The 20,734-nt window shown below is 38.4% G+C and carries 32 protein-coding genes; 31 read left to right on the forward strand and 1 reads right to left on the reverse strand.

Annotation, left to right across the window (positions count from 1 at the left end; translation table 11 throughout):
- The first annotated feature begins 2 nt into the window (after window positions 1–2).
- From rplN to LT143_RS18455, 30 genes are all read left to right on the forward strand, one after another.
- Window positions 3–371 (forward strand): 50S ribosomal protein L14, encoded by a 369-nt coding sequence (rplN, locus tag LT143_RS18310; RefSeq protein WP_246945557.1) that lies wholly within the window; start codon window positions 3–5, stop codon window positions 369–371.
- Window positions 372–420: 49 nt separating this feature from the next.
- Entirely contained in the window at window positions 421–732 is a 312-nt protein-coding gene (gene rplX / locus LT143_RS18315) for a 50S ribosomal protein L24 (RefSeq protein WP_246945560.1), read from the forward strand.
- A gap of 22 nt (window positions 733–754) precedes the next feature.
- The gene (gene rplE, locus LT143_RS18320; RefSeq protein WP_246945563.1) at window positions 755–1,294 is read left to right on the forward strand and encodes a 50S ribosomal protein L5; all 540 of its coding nucleotides are present in this window, start codon (window positions 755–757) and stop codon (window positions 1,292–1,294) included.
- Window positions 1,295–1,326: 32 nt separating this feature from the next.
- On the forward strand, window positions 1,327–1,512 hold the full coding sequence (locus tag LT143_RS18325; RefSeq protein WP_025909738.1) for a type Z 30S ribosomal protein S14: 186 nt from the start codon (window positions 1,327–1,329) through the stop codon (window positions 1,510–1,512).
- A 31-nt stretch (window positions 1,513–1,543) separates the two neighbouring features.
- A complete protein-coding gene (gene rpsH / locus LT143_RS18330; protein WP_246945566.1) occupies window positions 1,544–1,942 on the forward strand; it encodes a 30S ribosomal protein S8 in 399 nt (132 codons plus the stop codon).
- Window positions 1,943–1,973: 31 nt separating this feature from the next.
- On the forward strand, window positions 1,974–2,510 hold the full coding sequence (gene rplF, locus LT143_RS18335) for a 50S ribosomal protein L6 (RefSeq protein WP_246945569.1): 537 nt from the start codon (window positions 1,974–1,976) through the stop codon (window positions 2,508–2,510).
- A gap of 32 nt (window positions 2,511–2,542) precedes the next feature.
- Window positions 2,543–2,905 carry a 50S ribosomal protein L18 gene (rplR, locus tag LT143_RS18340; RefSeq protein WP_246945572.1) on the forward strand — a complete coding sequence of 121 codons (363 nt, stop codon included), beginning with the start codon at window positions 2,543–2,545 and terminating at the stop codon, window positions 2,903–2,905.
- 18 nt (window positions 2,906–2,923) lie between these two features.
- Entirely contained in the window at window positions 2,924–3,424 is a 501-nt protein-coding gene (gene rpsE / locus LT143_RS18345) for a 30S ribosomal protein S5 (protein WP_246945575.1), read from the forward strand.
- A 13-nt stretch (window positions 3,425–3,437) separates the two neighbouring features.
- Window positions 3,438–3,620 carry a 50S ribosomal protein L30 gene (gene rpmD, locus LT143_RS18350; RefSeq protein WP_246945577.1) on the forward strand — a complete coding sequence of 61 codons (183 nt, stop codon included), beginning with the start codon at window positions 3,438–3,440 and terminating at the stop codon, window positions 3,618–3,620.
- Window positions 3,621–3,654: 34 nt separating this feature from the next.
- Window positions 3,655–4,095 (forward strand): 50S ribosomal protein L15, encoded by a 441-nt coding sequence (rplO, locus tag LT143_RS18355; RefSeq protein ID WP_246945580.1) that lies wholly within the window; start codon window positions 3,655–3,657, stop codon window positions 4,093–4,095.
- Window positions 4,095–5,390, forward strand: coding sequence for a preprotein translocase subunit SecY (secY, locus tag LT143_RS18360; protein ID WP_246945583.1), 1,296 nt, complete (start codon window positions 4,095–4,097; stop codon window positions 5,388–5,390). Before rplO ends, secY begins: the two co-directional genes overlap by 1 nt.
- A 48-nt stretch (window positions 5,391–5,438) precedes the next feature.
- Entirely contained in the window at window positions 5,439–6,092 is a 654-nt protein-coding gene (locus LT143_RS18365; protein WP_246945586.1) for an adenylate kinase, read from the forward strand.
- Window positions 6,089–6,835: a type I methionyl aminopeptidase gene (gene map / locus LT143_RS18370; protein WP_246945589.1), complete on the forward strand. Its 747-nt coding sequence runs from the start codon at window positions 6,089–6,091 to the stop codon at window positions 6,833–6,835. The genes LT143_RS18365 and map overlap by 4 nt, the downstream gene beginning before the upstream one ends.
- Window positions 6,836–6,851: 16 nt before the next feature.
- Window positions 6,852–7,187, forward strand: a complete 336-nt coding sequence (locus tag LT143_RS18375) for a KOW domain-containing RNA-binding protein (RefSeq protein WP_246945593.1) — start codon at window positions 6,852–6,854, stop codon at window positions 7,185–7,187.
- The gene (gene infA, locus LT143_RS18380; protein ID WP_163181858.1) at window positions 7,165–7,383 is read left to right on the forward strand and encodes a translation initiation factor IF-1; all 219 of its coding nucleotides are present in this window, start codon (window positions 7,165–7,167) and stop codon (window positions 7,381–7,383) included. The genes LT143_RS18375 and infA overlap by 23 nt, the downstream gene beginning before the upstream one ends.
- A gap of 36 nt (window positions 7,384–7,419) precedes the next feature.
- Complete coding sequence (rpmJ, locus tag LT143_RS18385; protein ID WP_003156543.1) at window positions 7,420–7,533, forward strand: 50S ribosomal protein L36; 114 nt, start codon at window positions 7,420–7,422, stop codon at window positions 7,531–7,533.
- Between the two features lie 18 nt (window positions 7,534–7,551).
- Window positions 7,552–7,917 carry a 30S ribosomal protein S13 gene (gene rpsM / locus LT143_RS18390; protein WP_246945596.1) on the forward strand — a complete coding sequence of 122 codons (366 nt, stop codon included), beginning with the start codon at window positions 7,552–7,554 and terminating at the stop codon, window positions 7,915–7,917.
- A 20-nt stretch (window positions 7,918–7,937) separates the two neighbouring features.
- Window positions 7,938–8,327 (forward strand): 30S ribosomal protein S11, encoded by a 390-nt coding sequence (gene rpsK / locus LT143_RS18395; protein WP_246945599.1) that lies wholly within the window; start codon window positions 7,938–7,940, stop codon window positions 8,325–8,327.
- Between the two features lie 183 nt (window positions 8,328–8,510).
- Window positions 8,511–9,455, forward strand: coding sequence for a DNA-directed RNA polymerase subunit alpha (locus LT143_RS18400; protein ID WP_246945602.1), 945 nt, complete (start codon window positions 8,511–8,513; stop codon window positions 9,453–9,455).
- A 100-nt stretch (window positions 9,456–9,555) separates the two neighbouring features.
- Window positions 9,556–9,918: a 50S ribosomal protein L17 gene (gene rplQ / locus LT143_RS18405; RefSeq protein ID WP_246945605.1), complete on the forward strand. Its 363-nt coding sequence runs from the start codon at window positions 9,556–9,558 to the stop codon at window positions 9,916–9,918.
- Between the two features lie 191 nt (window positions 9,919–10,109).
- Complete coding sequence (locus LT143_RS18410; RefSeq protein ID WP_246945608.1) at window positions 10,110–10,934, forward strand: energy-coupling factor ABC transporter ATP-binding protein; 825 nt, start codon at window positions 10,110–10,112, stop codon at window positions 10,932–10,934.
- Complete coding sequence (locus LT143_RS18415; protein WP_246945611.1) at window positions 10,925–11,794, forward strand: energy-coupling factor ABC transporter ATP-binding protein; 870 nt, start codon at window positions 10,925–10,927, stop codon at window positions 11,792–11,794. The genes LT143_RS18410 and LT143_RS18415 overlap by 10 nt, the downstream gene beginning before the upstream one ends.
- Window positions 11,795–11,796: 2 nt before the next feature.
- Complete coding sequence (locus tag LT143_RS18420; RefSeq protein WP_246945643.1) at window positions 11,797–12,597, forward strand: energy-coupling factor transporter transmembrane component T family protein; 801 nt, start codon at window positions 11,797–11,799, stop codon at window positions 12,595–12,597.
- Between the two features lie 4 nt (window positions 12,598–12,601).
- Window positions 12,602–13,345, forward strand: coding sequence for a tRNA pseudouridine(38-40) synthase TruA (gene truA, locus LT143_RS18425; protein ID WP_246945614.1), 744 nt, complete (start codon window positions 12,602–12,604; stop codon window positions 13,343–13,345).
- 166 nt (window positions 13,346–13,511) lie between these two features.
- Window positions 13,512–13,949 (forward strand): 50S ribosomal protein L13, encoded by a 438-nt coding sequence (gene rplM / locus LT143_RS18430; RefSeq protein WP_246945617.1) that lies wholly within the window; start codon window positions 13,512–13,514, stop codon window positions 13,947–13,949.
- 18 nt (window positions 13,950–13,967) lie between these two features.
- On the forward strand, window positions 13,968–14,360 hold the full coding sequence (gene rpsI / locus LT143_RS18435; RefSeq protein ID WP_246945620.1) for a 30S ribosomal protein S9: 393 nt from the start codon (window positions 13,968–13,970) through the stop codon (window positions 14,358–14,360).
- 316 nt (window positions 14,361–14,676) lie between these two features.
- Complete coding sequence (locus LT143_RS18440) at window positions 14,677–16,590, forward strand: heavy metal translocating P-type ATPase (RefSeq protein ID WP_418909856.1); 1,914 nt, start codon at window positions 14,677–14,679, stop codon at window positions 16,588–16,590.
- Between the two features lie 167 nt (window positions 16,591–16,757).
- A complete protein-coding gene (locus LT143_RS18445; RefSeq protein ID WP_246945624.1) occupies window positions 16,758–17,198 on the forward strand; it encodes a DUF2521 family protein in 441 nt (146 codons plus the stop codon).
- Between the two features lie 117 nt (window positions 17,199–17,315).
- Entirely contained in the window at window positions 17,316–18,035 is a 720-nt protein-coding gene (gene cwlD / locus LT143_RS18450) for an N-acetylmuramoyl-L-alanine amidase CwlD (protein ID WP_246945627.1), read from the forward strand.
- Window positions 18,036–18,149: 114 nt separating this feature from the next.
- Window positions 18,150–19,205: an Mrp/NBP35 family ATP-binding protein gene (locus LT143_RS18455; RefSeq protein ID WP_246945630.1), complete on the forward strand. Its 1,056-nt coding sequence runs from the start codon at window positions 18,150–18,152 to the stop codon at window positions 19,203–19,205.
- A gap of 106 nt (window positions 19,206–19,311) precedes the next feature.
- On the opposite strand, the gene gerD is transcribed toward LT143_RS18455, so the two are convergent.
- Complete coding sequence (gene gerD / locus LT143_RS18460) at window positions 19,312–19,914, reverse strand: spore germination lipoprotein GerD (protein WP_246945633.1); 603 nt, start codon at window positions 19,912–19,914, stop codon at window positions 19,312–19,314.
- A gap of 142 nt (window positions 19,915–20,056) precedes the next feature.
- On the opposite strand from gerD, the gene LT143_RS18465 reads away from it, so the two are divergent.
- Entirely contained in the window at window positions 20,057–20,650 is a 594-nt protein-coding gene (locus LT143_RS18465; RefSeq protein WP_246945636.1) for a KinB-signaling pathway activation protein, read from the forward strand.
- Window positions 20,651–20,734 lie beyond the last annotated feature (84 nt).

A 20,734-nucleotide genomic window follows, 5' to 3' on the forward strand; every position in this document is an offset into this window, starting at 1 on the left:
GTATGATTCAACAAGAGTCTCGTTTAAAAGTTGCTGACAATTCTGGTGCTCGTGAGGTATTAACGATTAAGGTACTTGGTGGTTCTGGAAGAAAGACTGCTGGTATTGGTGATGTGATCGTTGTTACAGTGAAACAAGCAACACCAGGAGGCGTTGTTAAAAAAGGTGACGTTGTTAAAGCGGTAGTAGTAAGAACGAAGAGTGCAGTTCGTCGTAAAGATGGTTCATACATTCGTTTTGACGAAAATGCATGCGTAATTATCCGTGACGACAAAAGTCCTCGTGGAACACGTATCTTCGGACCAGTTGCACGTGAATTACGTGATAACAACTTCATGAAGATTGTTTCTCTAGCTCCAGAAGTTCTATAATAATGATTCAAAAAAATAAGAATGCCTTGTAAGAGGAGGTGCACGATCGATGCATGTAAAAAAAGGCGATAAGGTACAGGTTATCTCCGGTAAAGACAAAGGCAAGCAAGGGGTTATCCTTGAAGCTTTCCCAAAAAAGAACCGCGTCCTAGTTGAAGGAGTAAACGTGGTTAAAAAACACTCAAAGCCATCACAAGCAAACCCTCAAGGTGGAATTATCAGCCAAGAGGCAGCGATTCATGTATCTAATGTTATGCCGTTAGATCCAAAGAGCGGTGAGCCAACAAGAGTTGGATATCAATTAGTTGATGGTAAAAAAGTTCGTGTTGCAAAAAAATCAGGTCAATCTTTAGATAAATAATGTGTGAAAGGAGGTCAATGGAATGAACCGCCTAAAAGAGAAATTTAATAAAGAAATTACTCCAGCTCTTATGAGCAAGTTCAACTATGAATCAGTAATGCAAGTTCCTAAACTTGAAAAGATTGTAATCAACATGGGTGTTGGTGATGCAGTAGCAAACGCTAAAGCATTAGATACTGCTGTTGAAGAATTAACAACAATTACTGGTCAAAAGCCAGTTGTAACTAGAGCGAAGAAATCTATCGCAGGTTTCCGTTTACGTGAAGGTATGCCAATCGGTACGAAGGTAACTCTTCGTGGAGAGAAGATGTATCAATTCCTTGATAAGCTAATCGCTGTATCTTTACCACGTGTACGTGACTTCCGTGGTATTTCTAAGAAATCATTCGATGGTCGTGGAAACTACACTTTAGGTGTTAAAGAACAATTAATCTTCCCTGAAATTGATTACGATAAAGTATCAAAAGTAAGAGGTATGGATATCGTTATCGTCACCACTGCTAATACAGATGAAGAAGCTCGTGAACTATTAACTCAATTTGGAATGCCGTTCCAAAAGTAATAAATGCCAACTAATGAAGAGGAGGCGAAACTGTGGCTAAAAAATCTATGATTGCAAAGCAAAAGCGTCAACAAAAGTTTAAAGTCCAAGAGTATACACGTTGCGAACGTTGCGGACGTCCACACTCTGTACTGCGTAAGTTTAAGCTTTGCCGTATTTGTTTCCGTGAACTTGCTTATAAAGGGCAAATTCCAGGTGTTAAGAAAGCTAGTTGGTAATACTTAAAGGTTGGGAAGGAGGTAAAATTCAATGGTCATGACAGATCCAATTGCAGATATGCTTACTCGCATTCGTAATGCGAACATGGTTCGTCACGAGAAATTAGAAATCCCTGCATCAAAATTAAAGAAAGAAATTGCTGAAATTTTGAAGCGTGAAGGTTTCGTTCGTGATGTTGAATTCGTAGAAGATAACAAACAAGGTATTTTACGTATTTTCCTAAAGTACGGTGCAAATAACGAGCGCGTTATTACTGGACTAAAGAAAATCAGTAAGCCAGGTCTACGCGTATATGCGAAGGCTGACGAAGTACCACGTGTACTTAATGGACTTGGTATTGCGATCGTTTCGACTTCTAACGGTGTTATCACTGATAAGGAAGCTCGTCAAAAGCAAGTAGGCGGAGAAGTTCTTGCTTACGTTTGGTAATCACTTGTAAGAAAAGAGAGGTGAAAACAAAATGTCTCGTATCGGTAAAAAACCAATTGAGATTCCAGCTGGTGTTACTGTAACTAACAACAACAACACAGTAACAGTTAAAGGACCTAAGGGTGAATTAACTCGTACGTTCCATCCAGATATGGAAATTAAACTTGAAGATAACGTGTTAACAGTAGTACGTCCTTCTGATAACAAAGAACATAGATCTCTACATGGTACAACTGCAAGTTTACTTGGTAACATGGTAGAGGGTGTAACAAAAGGATACGAAAGAGGACTTGAATTAGTTGGGGTTGGATACCGTGCTTCTAAGCAAGGTAACAAGCTTGTACTAAACGTTGGTTACTCACATCCTGTTGAAATCACACCAGAACAAGGAATTGAAATCGAAGTTCCTGCAAACACAAAGATCATGATTAAAGGTATTGATAAAGAGCGCGTAGGTGCGCTAGCAGCTAATATCCGCGACGTTCGTCCACCAGAGCCTTATAAAGGTAAAGGTATTCGCTATGAAGGTGAAACTGTACGTCGTAAAGAAGGTAAAACTGCGAAGTAATTACCACTAGGTAAGAGAAAGGAGTGACCTGAATGATTACGAAACCAGATAAAAATGCGACACGTAAGAAGCGTCATGCTCGTGTACGTTCTAAGCTAACAGGTACAGCTCAACGTCCGCGTCTTAATGTGTTCCGTTCTAATCAACATATTTATGCACAAGTAATTGATGATACTAATTCTGTAACACTTGCAAGTGCATCTACTTTAGATAAAGAGCTTACTCTTGAATCAAAAGGTAATGCTGATGCAGCAAAAGCTGTTGGTGAGCTTGTTGCAAAGCGTGCACTTGAAAAAGGTGTTAGCTCAGTAGTATTTGACCGCGGAGGATATTTATACCACGGACGTGTTAAAGCTTTAGCAGATGCTGCTCGTGAAGCAGGTCTTGAATTCTAATATAAAGGAGGGACATACATGCGTCGCATTGATCCAAACAAATTGGAACTTGAAGAACGTGTAGTTGCCGTAAACCGTGTAGCAAAGGTTGTAAAAGGTGGACGTCGTTTCCGCTTTGCAGCTCTTGTGGTTGTAGGTGATAAGAATGGTCATGTTGGTTTTGGAACTGGTAAAGCACAAGAGGTACCAGATGCAATCCGCAAGGCAATCGAAGATGCAAAGAAAAACTTAATTACTGTACCTATGGTTGGTACAACAATACCTCACCAAGTTATCGGACAATTCGGAGCTGGTAACATCCTATTAAAACCTGCTTCAGAAGGTACTGGGGTTATCGCTGGTGGTCCAGTTCGTGCGGTATTAGAATTAGCTGGTGTTGGTGATATTCTATCTAAATCATTAGGTACTAATACACCAATCAACATGGTTCGTGCTACAATTAATGGTTTAAAAGACCTTAAGCGTGCAGAAGATGTTGCTAAGCTACGTGGTAAAACTGTAGAAGAACTGTTAGGATAAGGAGGGAATTATCATGGCAAACAAATTAGAAATTACCCTCACTCGCAGTGTAATTGGTCGTCCTGAAGGTCAACGTGTTACTGTTAAGACGTTAGGACTTAATAAGATGCACCAAACAGTAGTTCACGAAGATAATGCTGCGATTCGCGGAATGATTAACAAAGTTTCTCACCTTGTTACTGTAAAAGAAGTTTAATTATATAAAATTGCTATAATAAGGAGGTGCCCAAATGAAACTTCATGAATTAAAACCGGCTGAGGGATCTCGTAAGGACCGTAAACGTCTAGGACGTGGTATCGGTACTGGTCAAGGTAAGACTGCTGGTAAGGGTCATAAAGGTCAAAATGCTCGTTCAGGTGGCGGTGTTCGTCCTGGATTTGAAGGTGGTCAAACACCATTATTCCGTCGTCTTCCTAAGCGTGGTTTCACAAACATCAACCGTAAAGAATTTACGATTGTTAACTTAGATACTCTTAATCGATTTGAAGAAGGAACTGAAGTAACACCAGAACTTTTAATAGAAACTGGTGTGATCAGCAAGTATACTGCTGGCGTTAAAATCCTTGGAAAAGGTAAGCTAGAAAAGAAACTTACTGTTAAGGCTCATAAATTCTCTTCTTCAGCACAGGAAGCGATTGAGGCGGCTGGCGGTAAAACTGAGGTGGTTTAATGTTTCAGACAATCTCCAATTTTATGCGCGTAAGTGATATTAGAAGTAAAATTATCTTTACACTACTGATGCTTGTTGTTTTCAGAATCGGAACTTTCATTCCGGTACCTGGAGTACAAGCGGATGTATTAAGGGTTCAAGATGAACTGAATGTATTTGGGATTCTAAATACATTTGGTGGAGGTGCTCTACAAAACTTCTCGATCTTTGCTATGGGGATCATGCCTTATATTACAGCATCCATCATTGTACAATTACTACAGATGGATGTTGTACCTAAGTTTACCGAATGGTCAAAGCAAGGAGAAGTTGGACGTCGTAAGCTAGCTCAGTTTACCCGCTATGGTACAATTGTTCTTGGATTTATCCAAGCAATTGGTATGTCGATTGGTTTTAACAATCTGGCAGGCGGTCAATTAATTGAGAATCCTGGTCCTTTAACCTATTTATTTATTGCAACTGTTTTAACGGCAGGAACTGCTTTCTTAATGTGGCTTGGTGAACAAATCACAACTAAGGGAGTAGGGAATGGGATTTCAATTTTGATCTTTGCAGGGATTGTGGCAGCTATTCCAACTACAGTTAACCAGATCTATGCACAGTATTTTGACAATCCAGGAGACCAACTTTTCCTAAACATAGTAACTGTTGTAATCCTGTTAATCGCAGTATTAGCAATTATTGTAGGTGTTATTTTTATTCAACAAGCAGTTCGTAAGATACCAGTTCAGTATGCGAAAAAGCTTGTGAATAATAGTCCAGTTGGAGGACAATCTTCGCATATTCCTTTAAAAGTTAATGCAGCAGGTGTTATTCCGGTAATCTTCGCTGTTTCATTTATCATTACACCACCAACGATTGCTTCGTTTTTTGGAACAAATGATGTGACAACATGGATTACAAACACTTTTGATTATACAAAACCGATCGGTATGATCGTTTATGTCGCACTAATCATTGCTTTCTCTTATTTCTACACATTTGTACAAGTAAATCCTGAACAGATGTCAGAAAACCTGAAAAAGCAAGGTGGTTATGTTCCGGGTATTCGTCCAGGAAGAAATACACAAGAATATTTCACAAGAATTTTATATCGTCTGATTTTTGTCGGTTCACTATTCTTGGCGGTAATATCTGTTTTACCTGTATTCTTTATTAACTTTGCAAACTTACCACCTTCAGCGCAAATTGGTGGAACTAGTTTACTAATTGTTGTAGGGGTAGCACTTGAGACAATGAAGCAGCTAGAGAGCCAACTTGTAAAGAGACACTATAAAGGCTTTATTAAGCAGTAGGAGTAAGGATCTTTTCCTACTGCCTTAAATGACTGAGGGGGAAAAGAAATGAATCTAATACTAATGGGTTTGCCTGGTGCTGGTAAAGGCACTCAAGCTGAACGAATAGTAGAACAATATCATATCCCTCATATTTCAACTGGTGATATGTTTCGTGCTGCTATTAAAGAAGGAACTGAATTAGGATTACAAGCAAAGTCATTCATGGATCAGGGACAGCTAGTGCCAGATGAAGTAACAATAGGTATTGTTCGTGAGCGCTTAGGCAAAGATGATTGTAACAAAGGTTTTCTTCTTGATGGCTTTCCACGTACTGTGGCTCAAGCTGAAGCATTAGAGAATCTATTAAGCCAACTAGAACGTACGTTAGATTATGTCATTCACATTCATGTCGACCAAGGTCTATTAATGGATCGTTTGACAGGAAGAAGAATCTGCAAAGATTGTGGATCTACGTATCATATGATCTTTAATCCACCAGCAGTTGAGGGTGTTTGTGATAAATGCGGTGGTGAATTGTATCAACGTGATGATGACAACGCAGAAACGGTTGGTAATCGTCTAGAAGTTAATACAAAGCAGATGAAGCCTCTACTTGATTTCTATCAAGATAAGGGTTATCTACGTACTATCAATGGTGAACAAGATATTAATGATGTGTATGCTGATATTAATGAGTTCCTCGGGAGCCTTAACAAATGATTATTTGTAAAACGCCTCGCGAGATTGATATAATGCGTGAAGCAGGCCGAATTGTAGCACTTACTCATCAAGAACTAAAAAAACATATACAACCTGGAATTTCTACACTGGAATTAGATTCTATTGCCGAGAAAATTATCCGTCAGTATGATGCGATTCCTTCCTTTAAGGGATACGGAGGCTTCCCTGGTAGTATATGTGCATCTGTGAATGAAGCACTCGTCCACGGAATTCCTGGTGATCGAGTACTACAAGACGGTGATATAATCAGCATTGATATCGGTGCGAAGTATAATGGTTATCACGGAGATTCCGCATGGACCTACGGTGTAGGAACCATTTCAGAAGAAGATCAGCGATTATTAGATGTAACTGAGGAATCACTTTACCTTGGGTTAAAGGAAGCTAAATCGGGAGTGCGCTTAACCAATATATCTCATGCTATCCAAGTATTTGTAGAACAGCATAACTTTTCAGTTGTTCGTGAATATGTAGGGCATGGGGTTGGTCAAGAGCTACATGAGGATCCTCAAATCCCGCATTATGGTCCTCCAGGTAAAGGTCCTAGACTAAAGCCAGGAATGGTTTTAGCTATTGAACCTATGGTGAACGCTGGTAGCCGCTATGTAAAAACATTACAAGATGACTGGACTGTTGTTACTGTTGATGGCAAGCGTTGTGCTCACTTCGAGCATACAATTGCAGTGACAGAAGACGGTTTTGAAATTTTAACAAAAGCCTAAGTGAAGGTGGTAAAGGATGAGTGATTCTGACTTTAGTCCACGAATAGGTCAGTATGTCTCTATTACACAAGGCAGAGATGCAGGGCAGTATGGCATAATAATACGAATTCTGGACGAACGGTTTGTATTAATCGCTGATGGTGATAAGCGAAAATACGATAAACCAAAAAAGAAGAATATCAACCATCTTGAATTATTTGATGACGTTTCTCCGGAAGTTCAGAGCAGTATAAGTGAATCAGGTCGTGTGACAAATGGAAAGCTGCGATATGCTTTAACAAAGTTTGTCAATGAACAGATTACTGATTTGGAGAAGGGAGAGCTTGTTGATGGCGAAAGACGATGTAATTGAAGTTGAAGGTACCATCATTGACACATTGCCAAATGCAATGTTTAAGGTAGAGTTAGAGAACGGTCACGTTGTCTTAGCTCATGTATCTGGTAAGATTAGAATGCACTTCATTCGTATCCTACCAGGTGATAAGGTAACAGTTGAACTGTCACCATATGATTTAACACGTGGTCGTATTACGTATCGCTTTAAATAAAATCTAGCACTCCGTACTATTAAGGAGGTTTAAAAGATGAAAGTAAGACCATCCGTAAAGCCGATCTGCGAAAAATGTAAAGTTATTCGCCGTAAAGGTAAAGTTATGGTTATTTGTGAAAACCCAAAACATAAGCAAAAACAAGGTTAATTTGAAGGAGGTGCACTAATGGCACGTATTGCAGGTGTAGATGTTCCACGTGATAAGCGTGTTGTAATTTCCTTAACGTATATTTTCGGAATCGGTAAAACAACAGCTGAGAAGGTACTTGCTGAAGCTGGTGTTTCTGAAGATACTCGTGTTCGTGATCTTACAGAAGATGAGTTAGGAAAGATTCGTGATGCAATCGACCGTTTAAAAGTTGAAGGAGATCTTCGTCGTGAAATCTCTTTAAACATTAAGCGTCTAATCGAAATTGGTTCATACCGCGGTCTTCGTCATCGTCGTAGCTTACCAGTTCGTGGTCAAAATACGAAGAATAACGCACGTACTCGTAAGGGTCCACGTCGTACTGTAGCAAATAAGAAGAAATAGTAAAGGAGGTTAACTAATCCATGGCTCGTAAAACGAATACTCGTAAGCGTCGTGTGAAAAAGAATATTGAAACTGGTATTGCACATATCCGTTCTACATTCAACAACACGATTGTAACTATCACTGATTCTCACGGTAATGCATTATCTTGGTCAAGTGCTGGTGCTCTAGGCTTCAAGGGTTCACGTAAATCTACTCCATTCGCATCTCAAATGGCTGCTGAAACAGCTGCAAAGGTTGCAATGGAACACGGTTTAAAAACTCTAGAAGTTACAGTTAAAGGACCAGGTGCAGGTCGTGAAGCAGCGATTCGTGCTCTACAAGCAGCAGGTCTTGAAGTAACAGCGATTAAGGACGTAACTCCAGTACCTCATAACGGTTGCCGTCCGCCAAAACGTCGTCGCGTTTAATTTTTTCTGTATATAATTTGAAACCCTGTCTATAATGGGATATGATACAATATTTTTTGTAGATAGATTCATTAGAAAACAATTGATCAAGTTGTTGTGCACAAAACGGGAACTGCCTAATGGGGAATTTCGGTTAGACGCATGTCTAGCCGGGGTTTCGACGTTTTGGAGGAGGGTTTATAAATGATCGAAATTGAAAAACCAAAAATCGAAACGGTTGAAATCAGCGATGATGCCAAGTATGGTAAATTTGTCGTGGAACCACTTGAGCGTGGATATGGTACAACTTTGGGTAACTCCTTACGTCGTATACTATTATCCTCACTACCTGGTGCTGCTGTATCTGCTATACAAATAGATGGTGTACAGCATGAGTTCTCAACTATTGAAGGTGTCGTGGAAGATGTTACTACGATTATCTTAAATCTTAAGAAATTAGCTCTCAAGATCTATTCTGATGATGAAAAGACACTTGAGATTGATGTGCAGGGTGATGGAACAGTCACTGCTGCTGACATTACTTATGATAGTGATGTAGAAATCTTAAACCCAGATCTTCATATTGCTACTCTTTCTAAAGACGCTACCCTTCGTATGCGTTTAACAGCTAGACGTGGTAGAGGATACACACCTGCTGATTTAAACAAGAGAGAAGATCAGCCAATTGGTGTCATTCCAATTGATTCAATTTACACACCAGTATCACGTGTGACGTATCAAGTTGAGAACACACGTGTAGGTCAAGTGACAAACTATGACAAACTGACTCTTGATGTATGGACAGATGGAAGCATTGGTCCAAAAGAGGCGGTTGCACTTGGTGCGAAGATTTTAACTGAACACTTGAATATCTTTGTTGGTCTTACTGATGAAGCACAAAATGCTGAAATCATGGTAGAAAAAGAAGAAGACCAAAAGGAAAAAGTGCTTGAAATGACAATCGAAGAGTTAGATCTCTCAGTTCGCTCTTATAATTGTTTAAAGCGTGCAGGAATTAATACTGTACAAGAACTAGCACATAAAACTGAAGAAGATATGATGAAAGTACGCAACCTCGGCCGTAAATCGCTAGAGGAAGTTAAACATAAGCTAGAGGAGTTAGGACTAGGTCTTCGTAAAGATGACTAATCTGACTAACCATTAGCTTAAATACTAGTTATTGCCTATATTCGAGGAACTTAGTTCTTCTAAAAGATACAGAGATTTCAACAAAAGGAGGGAACTTCCGATGGCATATCAGAAATTAGGACGCACAAGTGCTCAACGTAAAGCATTACTTCGTGACCTAGCTACTGACCTAATTATCAACGAGCGCATCGAAACAACTGAAGCAAGAGCAAAGGAATTAAAATCAGTTGTTGAAAAGATGATTACGTTAGGTAAGCGTGGAGACTTACATGCACGTCGTCAAGCAGCTGCTTACATCCGTCATGAAGTAGCGAACGAAGAAACAAACGAAGACGCTATTCAAAAGCTATTCGGTAACATCGCACCTCGTTACACAGATCGTCAAGGTGGATATACTCGTATCCTTAAACTTGGACCACGTCGTGGAGACGGTGCACCAATGGTGATTATTGAATTAGTGTAATTGTATAATACATCACTACTAAAGGGCGGGACAGTTCTATTTGTAACTGGATCTATGCCCTTTTTTGTTTTTTCAGGGTACGAAGTATGCTAGTGGAACTATGGCACTAGTGTTGAAATGAGATACATAGATTAACACAGACCAAAAATAGAAATAAGATCATATTAGGTAATTTGGCAGGAGGGGAAACTGTGAGGGAAAAGATATTAACCGTTGATGAAGTTTCATATGAATATCCGTACCAATCAGTTAAAGCATTAAAGAATATTAGTCTATCCATTTATAAAGGAGAATGGCTAGCTATCGTAGGTCACAATGGGTCTGGTAAATCTACGTTTGCAAAACTTCTAAATGGATTACTTCTTCCATCTAGTGGACAAGTTTTACTACAGGACATCCCTTTAACAGAAGAGACCATATGGGATTTCAGGGAAACCATCGGTATGGTATTTCAGAACCCAGACAATCAGTTTGTTGGTACTACGGTAAAGGATGATGTGGCTTTTGGGTTAGAAAATAGAGGGGTACCAAGAGAAGAAATGGTGAAAAGAATAGAAGAGTGCCTTTCTCTTGTAAACATGTATGATTTTCTGGATCAAGAACCACACCATCTTTCAGGTGGTCAGAAGCAGAGAGTGGCGATTGCTAGTGTAATAGCATTCCAGCCTGGAATCTTATTATTAGATGAAGCAACGTCTATGTTAGATCCTAAAGGAAGAACCGAGGTTATCCAAACCATTAATACATTAAGGAAGCAGAAGAATATAACGGTTGTTTCCATCACTCACGACCTTGAAGAGGCTGCCCTCGCAGATCGAATTATTGTGTTTAATGAAGGAACGATCTTTGCTGAGGGGACACCTTCTGAAATATTTACACTAAATCAAGAATTAGAAAAAATAGGATTAGATGTACCTTTTCCAGTCAAGGTAGGTCAAAAGCTTAAAGACAAAGGAATACAGCTCAACGAGGTACCATTTACTGTAGAAGGGTTGATAAAAGAGCTATGGACATAAAGATTGAGCATTTGACTCATTTCTATCAAGAAAAAACCCCCTTTGAAAGACTGGCTTTACATGACATTAGCTTAGAGATTCAAGCCGGATCCTTTTTAACCATAATTGGCCACACCGGTTCTGGGAAATCAACGATTATTCAACACTTAAATGGCCTACTTAAGCCTTCTTCTGGAACGGTAACGGTTGGTTCGCATACCATTACTTCAACCAAAAAGGAGAAGGACCTGAAATCACTTCGTAAAAAGGTAGGAATGGTCTTTCAATTTCCGGAAAACCAATTGTTTGAAGAGACGGTAGAGAAAGATATTTGCTTTGGCCCTATGAATTTTGGTGTACCTGAAGAGTTAGCGAAAAGGAAGGCTAAGGAGGCATTACATCTTGTCGGGTTAGATTCTACCTACTTAGAACGTTCTCCTTTTGATTTAAGCGGTGGTCAAATGAGAAGGGTGGCAATTGCCGGAGTACTAGCGATGAATCCAGATGTATTAGTGCTAGACGAGCCTACAGCTGGTCTTGATCCAAGAGGTAGAAAAGATATGATGACTTTATTCTCAACCTTGCATCATGAGAAGAACTTAACGACTATAATGATTACACATAATATGGAGGATGCCGCAGCTTATTCAGATGAGATTATTGTAATGGAAAAGGGTACATTGCTCATGAGAGGAAAACCGGAAGATATTTTCTCACAACGGGAGAAGCTCTCGCAGATTGGCCTAGATATTCCTATTACCTATCAATTTATTGAAAAGGTAGAAAAAGTAACGGGCTATAAGTTGGAAGGTAGCTTTTTAACCATTGATGAATTAGTTGAAGGATTACATCATTTTTTGAGTAAGGAGTCTATGAGATGAGTATAATGGATAGCATTATTATAGGAAGATATGTTCCTACAAACTCAATTGTTCATCGTATGGATCCTAGAGCTAAGCTTTTACTCGTGTTTATCTTTGTTTTCGTTATTTTCTTTGCTAATAATGCTAGTAGCTATGGACTTCTCGTTGCCTATACTATTTTAATTATTCAATTGACAAAAGTACCCACAACATATGTGTTAAAAGGTTTAAAGCCAGTAATGTGGATTGTACTGTTTACCTTTGCCTTACATATCTTTATGACACAAGAAGGTGAACTCCTGTTTGAATGGGGTTGGATTCATATTTATGAAGAAGGCTTAAGACAAGGTATTTTTATCTCTATCCGCTTTTTCTTACTGGTGGCTATGACATCTCTACTTACTTTAACAACGACGCCTCTAGAGGTAACAGATGGCATGGAGAAGCTCTTGCACCCTTTTAAAAGGTTCAAGGTGCCTGTCCATGAATTAGCGCTAATGATGTCTATTTCTTTACGTTTTATCCCTACGCTGATGCAGGAGACCGATAAGATTATGAAAGCTCAAGCAGCAAGAGGTGTTGAGTTTTCCAGTGGTCCCTTAAAAGACAGGGTGAAAGCAATTATTCCGTTATTAGTTCCTCTGTTTATTAACTCGTTTAGAAGAGCAGATGAGCTAGCCATTGCTATGGAAGCAAGAGGGTATAGAGGCGGAGAGGGAAGAACGAAGCTTAGGGAATTAAAGTGGAAGCGATCCGATACATTACTTCTTTCAAGTACTTTACTTCTTACAATCATCTTATTATTCTTACGTTCATGGTGATCTTATGAAAAGGTTAAATTGTATTATAGCTTATGATGGCTCAGCTTTCTCAGGGTATCAAATTCAGCCCAACCAACGAACGGTACAAGCTGAAATTGAGGGAGTTTTAAGAAAAATGCACAAAGGCAGCGATATTCGAGTCGTGGCTTCTGGAAGAACAGATGCAGGTGTTCACGCCGTAGGGCAAAGCATTCATTTTGATACCCACTTAAACATCCCAATTAACAAGTGGAAAACAGCCCTTAATTCCCTTCTACCAGAAGAGATTTCAGTCCTGTCTGTACATAAAGTTGATTCTGACTTTCATGCTCGTTTTGATGTAAATAAAAAGGAATATCGCTATCAGGTTAGTATTAAAAAAGATCGGGATGTGTTCATGAGGAACTATCAGTTTCATTATCCTTACCAACTTGACTATATTGCTTTGAAAGAGGCTATTAAGTATTTTATAGGAACCCATGATTTTACTTCTTTTTGTTCTGCAAAAACAGAAGTAGAAGATAAATACCGAACCATTTATGAGATTGAATTTATGGAACAAGATGATGTATTAACCTTTCGTTTTGTAGGAAATGGATTTTTATACAATATGGTTAGAATCATAGTTGGTACCTTACTAGAAGTGGGACAGGGTTACAGAAAACCTGAGGAAATTGTTTCTATATTAGAGCAACGAGATCGCACGAAAGCAGGGAAAACAGCACCTGGTAACGGGTTATATTTATGGAAAGTATATTATGACAACTAATCCTGGTGTAACATTTTCTTGACATTCGCATCTGCAAGATATATTATTGCATATGGTACTATTTTTAAACCCCACAAATAAGCCCCGGAACTTATTTGATGAAATAAAAATAGATTTAAAATGTTTGACAACTATTATTTAACGATTTGTAATGGAGGGAAAAAATATGCGTACTACTTATATGGCAAAGCCAAGTGAAGTTGAACGTAAATGGTACGTAGTGGACGCTGAAGGTAAGACTCTAGGTCGTCTATCTACAGAAGTAGCATCTATTCTACGTGGTAAGCACAAGCCAACTTTTACACCACATATCGACACTGGTGACAATGTAATTATCATCAATGCTGATAAGATTGAACTAACAGGTAAGAAGTTAACTGACAAAATCTACTACCGTCACAGCATGCATCCAGGTGGTCTAAAAACTAGAACTGCACTTGAAATGCGTACGAATTACCCAGTTCAAATGTTAGAACTTGCAATCAAAGGAATGCTTCCAAAAGGTCCACTAGGACGTCAACAAGGTAAGAAGTTATTCGTTTATGCAGGTAGCGAACATCCACATCAAGCACAAAAGCCAGAAGTTTACGAACTTCGCGGATAATTTAAGGAGGGTATTATATTGGCACAGGTACAATATTACGGTACTGGACGTCGTAAGAGCTCCGTAGCTCGTGTACGTTTAGTTCCTGGTAACGGACGTGTATTAATCAATGATCGTGAATTTGAAAACTATTTACCACTACCAGCATTAAGAGAAGTTGTTAAGCAACCTCTTGTTGCTACTGAAACACTTGGAAGCTACGATGTACTTGTAAGTGTTAAAGGTGGAGGCTACACTGGTCAAGCTGGAGCAATCCGTCATGGTATTTCTCGTGCTTTACTACAAGCTGACCCTGAATTCCGTACGACTTTAAAGCGTGCTGGATTCTTAACTCGTGACGCACGTATGAAAGAGCGTAAGAAATACGGTCTTAAAGGTGCTCGTCGTGCTCCTCAGTTCTCAAAGCGTTAATTTTTACGTTTGGAAGACTCTCAACCGTCTGGTTGGGGGTCTTTTTTATTGCCTAGATACACCTTTAATATAATCTATAGATCTTTTCAGCTCATACGTACAGCTAAATTTCTTTGAATCCTAATTGATAATGATTATCTTTATTTATAAATATTATTTATTTATAATTATTATAAATAAGTGTTGACCCTAAGCGAGTATATTGCATAAAATATAGATACAACTAGTTTTTATTGACTGTCATAAAGGCAGTCTTTTGTATCTATAGGGTTACTGAAGATGAATCTTATTCTCAATTAGGGATGGGTGATTAATAATGGAAGCAAATGTTGAAGCAAGAAATCAAAATATGTATGAAAGTAAACAGGCTAATTATTTATGGATTTCACAGCATATGGAGTTATTAGCCGCTATAACGAGTGGAATCTTTATTCTCATTGGTTGGCTCACAGCTGGGAATAATCATAGCCTTTCAATCACCGCATACCTAGTAGCTTTCGTAATAGGTGGGTTTGCAAAGGCGAAAGAAGGGGTCATTGATTCTATACAGGAACGAGATCTTAATGTTGAGTTGTTAATGATCTTTGCCGCAATTGGTTCGGCTCTCATTGGTTATTGGATGGAAGGCGCACTACTTATTTTTATCTTTTCATTAAGTGGAGCACTCGAAACTTATACGATGAATAAGAGTAAGAAAGAACTTTCTGCATTGATGAACCTACAACCAGAGGAAGCTGTTGTACTTATTCATGGACGTGAACAAAAAGTTAAGGTTTCCTGTTTAAAGATAGGAGATCATGTAGTTGTAAAAGCGGGGGAAAGAATACCAGCCGATGGAACGATCCTATCAGGGAGAACGACAATTGATCAATCAGCTATAACGGGTGAGTCAATACCCGTTTTAAAATCACTAAATGATGAAGTATATGCAGGAACAGTCAATCAAAATGGTGTCATTCATATTTATGTTTCCAAACTAGCGAGTGAGACACTTTTCAGCAAGATTATAAAGCTGGTGCAACAAGCAGAAAGCGAAAAGTCACCTTCTCAACAGTTTATAGAAAAGTTTGAAGGTCTGTATGTTAAGTTAGTCTTACTAGCTGTTGCTCTAACCATATTTGTACCAGCGCTTCTTCTAGATTGGACTTGGTCTGAATCATTCTATCGTGCCATGGTTTTAATGGTGGTTGCTTCTCCTTGTGCGCTCGTAGCTTCAGTTATGCCAGCTACCTTATCGGCTATATCACATAGTGCAAGGAAGGGAGTTTTGGTTAAAGGGGGCGTTCACTTAGAGAGATTGGCTAGTACGAAAATTATTGCCTTAGACAAAACAGGTACATTAACAAATGGAAAACCAGTTGTGACAGACTTTATTATGAAAGAAGAAGTTAATCAGGAAGAAATAAAGTCGGTCATGCTTTCACTAGAGGAACAATCTACTCATCCTTTAGCAAAATCAATCGTACAGTTTTTAACTGAATCAAAGGCAACTCGAATCTCTATATCTGAAATTGAAGAAGTTCCAGGCCAAGGCATGACTGGAAAATATGGTGATGCTTTATGGAAAATTGGAAAAGAAGATTATGTAGGGGAAGAGGCTGTTGCATTTTTCTTAGAAGAAAAGGGAGTTATTCCAGTAGGTGAAGGGAAAACAAATGTTTATATTAAAAAGGATAATGAGGTAGTAGGAGTAATTGCTTTACTTGATACAGTCCGAGAATCAACAAAAAAGGCCATTCATGAATTGAAGCAAGCGGGTATTCATACAGTTATGATTACAGGAGATAATGAAAAAACAGCAAATGCTATTGCAACCATGGCAGAGGTTCATCAGTATATTGCTAATTGCTTACCTGAGGATAAAGTAAAGCAAATAAAGGATCTTCAAAAAAAGTACGGAACGATTGCGATGACTGGAGACGGAATTAATGATGCACCAGCTCTTGCAAGTGCCAATATTGGAATTTCAATGGGTGAAGGGACAGATGTAGCGTTAGAAACAGCAGATATTGTGCTTATGAAAAATGACTTATTAAAGATTAATGAAACGATTCGACTATCTAAGAAGATGAACAGGATTATTAAGCAGAATGTATTCTTTTCGGTTACTGTAATTGGTTTGCTCATTTTCAGTAACTTTTTCCAGATAATTGACTTACCTTTTGGAGTAATTGGACACGAAGGAAGTACCATCTTAGTGATCCTAAACGGATTAAGACTCTTAAGATAAATTAAGAGTCTTTTTACATGGGCTTTTTAAATTGGATGTATGTGATAAAATTGCCATTCAAGCCTTTCTCTATTATGTGCATCCTAATTGTATAACCTTCAATCGAACCAATAAAAGTATTAGATGATTTATACTTTTAAATCCGTCGTAAAGGAAGGATGTATAAAATGACAGTTATTACATCATTCAAAGAGAAACGTAAAGAAAAACAAGTAAAATATGAGCGAAAGTTATTAAGAGAATTGACTTTAGAGAAATTAACAAAAGAAGTGAAAAATTATTTTCAACCTTTCTTTAAACATGCAAGGTTTTCACAAGCTATAGAAGATGGCAGTGTTGATGTGGCAATTGAAGCCTATTTGCTTGGAGCGAGCTTTGGCAGAGTAGGTCACTACGGAGAATCATTCGATTCCATAAAGAGACGATGCTACCAAGAAGAGAAGTATCTAATTGACACCCTATATGATTACTTACAATATTGGGGCAACATGGGTGATAATGATTTTATCAGTGAATCACTTTACTATGCTTGTGAGCAGTATGTTACAAAATGGATAAAGGAAGGGTTTGATAAAGGTATTATGAGGCATAAACTTCGCCTACATTAAAGCTTTCACCTATCTTTTAGTAATATCTAAAATTTAACTCTTCAGCCCGGATAAATCATATTTCTTTCACTTGTCCCATATAGTGAATATAGGACAATCAGGGAGGAGAAATGGAGGATGGGGAAGAGCAAGGCAAAGATTATTGGGATAGGTATAGGCATATTTGCATTAATCCTAATTATTCAGAATCAGTTAACAAGTAATGATTCATGGAACTCATGGAATCTCCCACTAAGTGGAGAAATCATTGTCTTAGATCCAGGTCATGGTGGGATTGATGGTGGTGCTTCATATGGAGACAATGTATTCGAGCGGGATATCGCTCTAAATATTGCGATAAAAGTGAAGGATTACTTGCAAGAACAAGGGGCTTTGGTTCTACTAACAAGAGAGGACGAAAAGGACTTAGCTGATTCTAATACTAAAGGAGTTCGTAACCGAAAAGTAGAAGATTTGAAAAACAGAGTCGAGTTTATTAATACGTCGGACGCTAGTAGCTTTATTACGATCCACTTAAATGCTATTCCATCAGAAAGATGGCGCGGTGCCCAAACTTTTTACTTTGGTTCACTAGAGGAAAATAAAAGATTAGCTACCTTTGTTCAGACGGAAATAAAGCGAAATTTAGAAAATACAAATCGATCTGCCAAGCCGATAAATGGGATTTACTTATTAAAAAAGGCACAAATACCAGGTGCTCTTGTAGAAGTAGGGTTTCTATCTAATCCACATGAACGAAACTTACTAACAACAGAGAGCTATCAAGAAAAGATGGCTGCTTCAATTTACAAAGGAATTTTACGCTATTATACGAATGAATCTGATCTCCCAAACTAGGGAGATTTTAATTTTTTCATCAGTGTAAACGTTTTTATAGATAAGTATTGTTATCAGTTATATTACAATATTTATGGTATACTAACTAAAAACAGAGTGTTAAGGGGTGGCAGCATGTTAACAGAAGAAAGAGTGAGGTCCATTCTTAATAAAATGGTGGATCCGTTTTTACATAAGACGTTAGAAGAAACGAATGGTGTACTTGAAGTATCAGTAAAAGAAGAGAAGCAACATGTAAGCGTTAAAGTGGCAATTGCTAAAACAGGTACTGCTGAACAAATGCATCTGCAAGGAAACATTGTACAAGCTTTAAAAAGTGCAGGGGCTGAGTCAGTGGGTCTAAGGTTCTCAGATCTTCCTGAAGAGGAACTAGCAAAACATGCATCAAATGATAGCGGAACGAAACAATCATTATTATCTCCAGGTAGTAAAACTACTTTCGTTGCCATTGCAAGTGGTAAAGGTGGAGTAGGTAAATCTACAGTTTCAGTCAACCTTGCTGTTGCCCTTGCAAGATTAGGGAAAAAGGTCGGAATCATTGATGCTGATATTTATGGTTTTAGTGTTCCAGACATGATGGGAATTACAAAACGACCAGTTGTAAGAGGGGAAATGATAATACCGGTTGAACGCTTTGGTGTAAAAGTCATCTCTATGGGGTTTTTCGTTGAAGATAACGCGCCAGTTATTTGGAGAGGACCAATGCTAGGAAAAATGTTACATAATTTCTTTAGTGATGTGGAGTGGGGAGATTTAGACTACTTATTATTAGACCTTCCTCCAGGAACAGGAGATGTTGCTCTCGATATTCATACGATGCTTCCTGCGTGTAAAGAAGTAATTGTCACTACTCCACATCCAACAGCAGCGTTCGTTGCAGCGAGAGCGGGTGCAATGGCTCTACGAACAGAACATGAAATTCTAGGTGTTATTGAGAATATGTCTTATTTCGAAAGTAAAGTAACAGGTGAAAAAGAGTACGTTTTTGGTAAAGGTGGAGGTAATAAGTTAGCGGACGAGCTACAAACCGAACTACTAGGCCAATTACCTCTTCAACAGCCTGATTGGAACGAGGATGACTTTGCACCTTCTATCTATGCTGAAGATCATCGATTAGGTAAGATATATTTAGAAATTGCAGAAAAGATTACAAGTCTTATTAATAAGTAACTAAAAAGCGCCCCCCGGGGCGCTTTTTTAGTTGTTCTATTGCATAAACACTGTCAACGATTATCTATACTGCAGCGTACTCTTTAGAAGGCATTGCTTAAAAGTGTTATGAATCGCCTTCTCCACCACCGCCACCTTCTTGTTTTGTTTTGGCAGCTTGTTCTTGTAACTGTTCAGCAGATTTAATAATAACGTCTACTAGTTTTGCTTTAAAGAGTGGGCTCTCAAACGTTTCGGTAATTACTTGCTGAAGATGTGCTCGGTATTCTGCACTTTTTAAAACAGTTAGCACTTGTTCCTCCGCTTCAGGATTCTGAAATAATTCAATAAGCATCTTCTGATACTCAGGATCTTTCATTAAACCTTTAATGAGCTTCTCGTGCTCTGGTTGCATACTCTTTGCAAATGTTTCAGCGAACTTTGGATCCTCAAAGGTCTTCTTCCAGAAAGCAATGCCTTGCTCAGAGGTCAATGTTTTTTGTATCGTATCAGTCACGATAGCTTGATCCATGACTAATGCCTGTTTCATACTATCATCTTTCATAACCTCTTGAATCGCTTTTTTTCCATCATCTGTTTTTAATATATCAACTACCATTTTTTTTGTTTCTTCATAATCAACTTGTCCACTACCTTGTTCACTAGCACCGGCACATGAAGTAAGAAACAATATACTTAAGAAAAGGAGAAGCAATTTATAATAGCCCATGAAGTTTACTCCCTTCTGCATTATGCTATTTTTTAATATGATTGAAATCTCGTCAAAATATGCACGAATCAAACAGATTTACTGGCAATTTCAATAGAGCGTTGGTAAAATCAAAAGGGATGTAAGAATGGAGGAAACAAAGTTGAAAAGCCGAGATTGGGTACGTTTATTTATATCAACACTTGTAGTCGGTGGAGTTAGTACAGTTATTTTAGGATTTATGATTCGTTGGTCTGAATATCAGCCATTGTTTATAGAGGGAAAATGGGGAGAAGTTCTATCAGTTATGTTTTGGCTGCTAGGTGTCGGATTTATTTTTAGTGTAATTAGTCAGATGGGGTTCTTTGCCTACCTAACCGTACATCGTTTTGGGCTTGGTATATTCAAAGGTTTGTGGAAAGCTGTTCAAGTTATTTTAATCGTATTTGTTCTATTCGATTTAGTTTATTTTCGCTACCTTTGGTTTGCAGAAGCGGATGATCGTATCTTTGCTTATCTTTCATATCCATTGATTCTCTTACTATTTGGATTGTTAGTAGCTTATATAAAAGCAACACAAACAAATCAGCAGGCGTTTATCCCTGCCTTGTTCTTTATGATAGTTGTCACTACAATTGAATGGGTCCCTGCTCTTCGGGCTAATGAGGAAAGTTGGTTAAGTTTTATGCTACTTCCACTTTTAATTTGTAATAGCTATCAATTACTAATCCTTCATAGATTAATTAAGAAAAGCTGACACTGGTGGTACTGCACCCCAGAAGTTAGAGTTAAAATCTAACCTCTGGGGTGTTTTTGTATGGAAAAGTATGGTGGGAAATTC

Origin of the sequence: Bacillus pinisoli, assembly GCF_023036475.1 — a bacterium.
In the GTDB taxonomy this organism is placed as follows: domain Bacteria; phylum Bacillota; class Bacilli; order Bacillales; family SA4; genus Bacillus_BS; species Bacillus_BS pinisoli.